This window comes from Actinomadura sp. 6K520 (genome assembly GCF_004349245.1).
Lineage (GTDB): Bacteria > Actinomycetota > Actinomycetes > Streptosporangiales > Streptosporangiaceae > Spirillospora.
The window spans coordinates 1-3,830 of sequence record NZ_SMLC01000326.1 but is presented as its reverse complement, the minus strand read 5'-3'; the positions used below and the strand labels follow the sequence as shown (position 1 = coordinate 3,830).

Annotated in this window: 2 protein-coding genes; both read right to left on the bottom strand. The window is 71.9% G+C overall.

Features of this window, described 5'->3' with window-relative positions; translation table 11 throughout:
• Positions 1-220 precede the first annotated feature (220 nt).
• Positions 221-2,722: an FtsX-like permease family protein gene (locus E1289_RS36745; RefSeq protein WP_243713450.1), complete on the bottom strand. Its 2,502-nt coding sequence runs from the start codon at positions 2,720-2,722 to the stop codon at positions 221-223.
• On the bottom strand, positions 2,719-3,564 hold the full coding sequence (locus tag E1289_RS36740) for an ABC transporter ATP-binding protein (protein WP_131988663.1): 846 nt from the start codon (positions 3,562-3,564) through the stop codon (positions 2,719-2,721). The genes E1289_RS36745 and E1289_RS36740 overlap by 4 nt, the downstream gene beginning before the upstream one ends.
• Positions 3,565-3,830: the final 266 nt, after the last annotated feature.

The window sequence follows — 3,830 nt, the reverse complement described above, 5'->3', positions numbered from 1 at the left end:
TTGGCCTGCTAGGGCTTCAAGCCACCTGGCGCAGACTCAGACCAGCGGCTTGACGAACCGCCGGATGCGGGCCCGCATGTCCGGTGGTGTGAGAGGAGGGCCGGGCGACCCGGCCCTCCTACTCGATCCTCGCGCGTGCCTCGCGCGTGCTTCCCGCGTGTCTTCCGCGTGTTTTGCGCGTGCGCCCGCCGGCCGCTCGGCCGGCGGGCGCGCCGGGCGGTCACTCGGTCGAGATGGCCTTCAGCACGTCCATCCGCCCGGCCCGCCACGCCGGCCACAGCGCCGCCAGCACACCGATCACCGCGGCCACCACCAGATAGACCGCGAGCGTCCCGTACGGGATCGACAGGACACCGAGACCGTCGTCGGCGAGCGCGTTCTGCAGCGCCGCGCCGAACGCGATCCCGATGCCCATGCCGAGCACCGCCCCGAACACCGCGATCATGATGGACTCCAGCCGGATCATGCGGCGCAGCTGCCGCCGGGATATCCCGATCGCGCGGAGCAGCCCGATCTCCCGGGTCCGCTCGATCACCGACAGCGCCAGGGTGTTGATCACCCCGACCGCCGCGATGACCACCGACATGATCAGCAGGATCGTCAGGAACGTCACGAACCCGTCGACCTCGCCGCGGGCGTCCTCCTTCAGCGACGCCTGGTCGGCGACCTCGAGGTTCGGGTAGCCCCGCAGCGCCGACTCCAGCGCCGACCTCGTCGCCGCGTCCGCCCGCTCGGTGTCCACCACCATGACCCCGACGGTCGGGTTCAGCGTGTGCCGCAGATGCATCTCCAGCGACATCAGCCGCGGCCCGATCAGGTCGCTCCTGGTGTACACGCCGCTGAGGGTCAGCCGCTCGGTCTTCCCGTCCGGGAACTGGACGGGCACCGCCGCCCCGACCTCCCAGCCGCGGTCCTTCGCGGTGTCCTCGTCCACCATGAGGTCGGACGGCCCGGCCGCCGCGCTCCCCGACACGATGTTCAGCCGCGCCGCGTCGGTGATGACCCGCGCGTCGCCCGCGACGTAGAACACGTCCTTGCCGCCGACCTTGACCTCGCCGTCGTAGGTGGGGGACGCGGCCACCACTCCCGGCGTCTCCTTCACCTTCTGCTGCGCCTCGGCGTTCACGCCTCCGGCGCCCTGCGCCTGCACCAGGTAGTCCGCGCCGAACTGCGCGTTGATCTGCTCGTCGATCGACGCCCGCATCGTCGCGCCCAGCACGTTCACCGTGGTGATCAGCGCCAGCCCGATCATCAGCGCGGCGGCGGTCGCGGCGGTGCGGCGCGGGTTCCGCAGCGCGTTCTGCCGCGCCAGCCGGCCCGGCGCCCCCAGCAGCCGCGCCGCCGGCGCCCCCAGCAGCCGCAGCACCGGCACGCTGATCACCGGCGCGAGCATCGCCACGCCGATGAACACCCCGAACGCGCCCGCACCGACGGGCACCGCCGGGTTGCCGCCGGCCCCGGCGAGACCCACCGCGATCAGCGCCGCGCCGATCGCGGTGAGCAGCGACCCCAGCGCGATCCGGATCCGCATCGACCGCTGCGGCAGCGCCACGTCGTCGCGCATCGCCGCCACCGGCGGGATCTTCGCGGCGCGGCGCGCCGGGAAGTACGCCGACACGACCGTCACCACGATCCCGACCGCGTACGACCAGATCACCGCGTTCGCGGTGAGGGTGAGGCCGCCCTCACCGGCGTCGCCCATCTGCGTCTGCAGCAGCGACGCCAGCCCGGCCCCGGCCGCCAGCCCGAGCGTGGACCCCACGATCCCGACCGCGACGGCCTCGCCGATCACCGCCCGCGTCACCTGGGCGCGGGCCGCGCCGACCGCGCGCAGCAGCGCCAGCTCACGGGTCCGCTGCGCCACCAGCATCGAGAACGTGTTGAAGATGATGAACGCCCCGACGAAGATCGAGATCAGCGCGAACGCGAGCAGGAACGTCCGGAAGAACCCCATCATCTCCGCGATGTCGCTCTGCGCCTCCTCCCGCAGCTCGGTCCCGGTGATCGCCTCCAGTTCCGGCGGCAGCACCTTCGCGACGCGGTCGCGCAGCTCCTCCTCCGACGGGCCCGCCGACTTCATCTCGATGTCGGTGAAGTAGCCGGGCTTGAGCAGCAGCCGCTGCGCCGTCGGGGTGTCGAACGCGGTGACCGTCGCGCCCATCATGTTCCCGGTGTCGACCAGCCCGACGATCTTCATCCGCTGCGGCGGGCCCGCCGTGACGACCTGCGTGGTGTCGCCGATCGCGAGCTCGCCGTTCTCGGCGGTCGCCTCGTCGATGACGACCTCCGCCGGGCCCTGCGGCGCCCGCCCGGACGTCAGGTCGTAGAACGCGCTCTCGGTCAGGTTCACCCCGAGCTGCGGCGGGCCGTTCTGCGGCGTCCCGACGATCTTCCCGTCCTTGCCGACGACCGCCGCGTACCCGGTGACGTTCCCGATCGGGTTCTCGACCCCGTCCACGCCCCGGACGGTCTCCAGCACCGACGCCGGCACCGGCTGCGCCGACATGCCGTCGTCGTCGCCGCCCACGACCTTCTTCGCCCGGACGTCGACGGCGATGTCCTGGCTGATGGTGCTGAACAGGTCGTCGAACCGCTTGTTCATGCTGTCGGTGAACATCAGCGTCCCGGCGACGAACGCCACGCCGAGGATCACCGCGACGGCCGTCAGCACCAGCCTGATCTTGTGCGCCGCGAGGTTGCGGAGCGTGACCTTGCCCATCATCGCGCCGCGACCCCCGGCCCCTGCGCGTCCGGCCCCTGCGCGCCCAGGACCGGCGACTCGGCGGGCCCGGAGTCGAAGCCCTTCATCCGCTCCAGCACCCGCTCGGCCGTCGGCTCCGGCATCGTGTCGACGATCTGCCCGTCGGACAGGAACAGCACCTGGTCGGCGTACGCCGCCGCGCTCGGGTCATGCGTCACCATCACGATCGTCTGGCCCATCCGCCGCACCGAGTCCCGCAGGAACCCCAGCACCTCCGCGCCGGACCGCGAGTCCAGGTTCCCCGTCGGCTCGTCCGCGAAGATGATCTCCGGGCGGGCCGCCAGCGCACGCGCGCACGCCACCCGCTGCTGCTGCCCGCCCGACAGCTCCGACGGGCGGTGCTTCAGCCGCGGCCGCAGCCCCACCGTGTCGATCACCGTGTCCAGCCACTCCCGGTCCGGCTTCCGGCCCGCGATGTCCATCGGCAGCGTGATGTTCTCCAGCGCCGTCAGCGTCGGCACCAGGTTGAACGCCTGGAAGACGAAACCGACCTTGTCGCGCCGCAGCCTCGTCAGCTGCTTGTCCTTCAGCCGGGTCAGCTCGGTGTCGCCGATGTAGACCTCCCCCGAGTCCACCGAGTCCAGACCCGCCATGCAGTGCATGAGGGTCGACTTCCCCGACCCCGACGGGCCCATGATCGCCGTATACCGGCCCCGGGGGATGCCGACGGTGACCCCGTCGAGCGCGACGACCCGGGCGTCGCCGTGCCCGTACACCTTCGCGATCCCCTGGGTCCGTGCGGCGAAGTCGCCCTCCCCGGGCACGGTGTGCGCGCCGGCGGTCGATGGGGCGGTGTTCGTCACGTGAAACTCCCGTAGTCGAGTGAGCAGGTCGAGTGAGCAAATGCGTATGGCCGGACCGTGCTCGGCCCCCGACGATCCGACGTACAAAACAGTAGAAGGCCGGAGACCTCCTTTGATGGACCCCAGGAACGGACTTGCCCGTCCCCCCGAGGCAGGAGAAGCGCCGTGGGGGTCGTCCTACCGGAGTAGTCCCGCCCGCCCGGAAGGCAGGGGCGAACCAGGGTCCGACCCTGAGACCGCGCCCGGGGCCCGCCCCGGCCCCGTCG

Excerpts from the sequence above, each read along its gene's own strand:
- E1289_RS36745 (WP_243713450.1), bottom strand. The coding sequence starts at position 2,722 with ATGATGGGCAAGGTCACGCTCCGCAACCTCGCGGCGCACAAGATCAGG.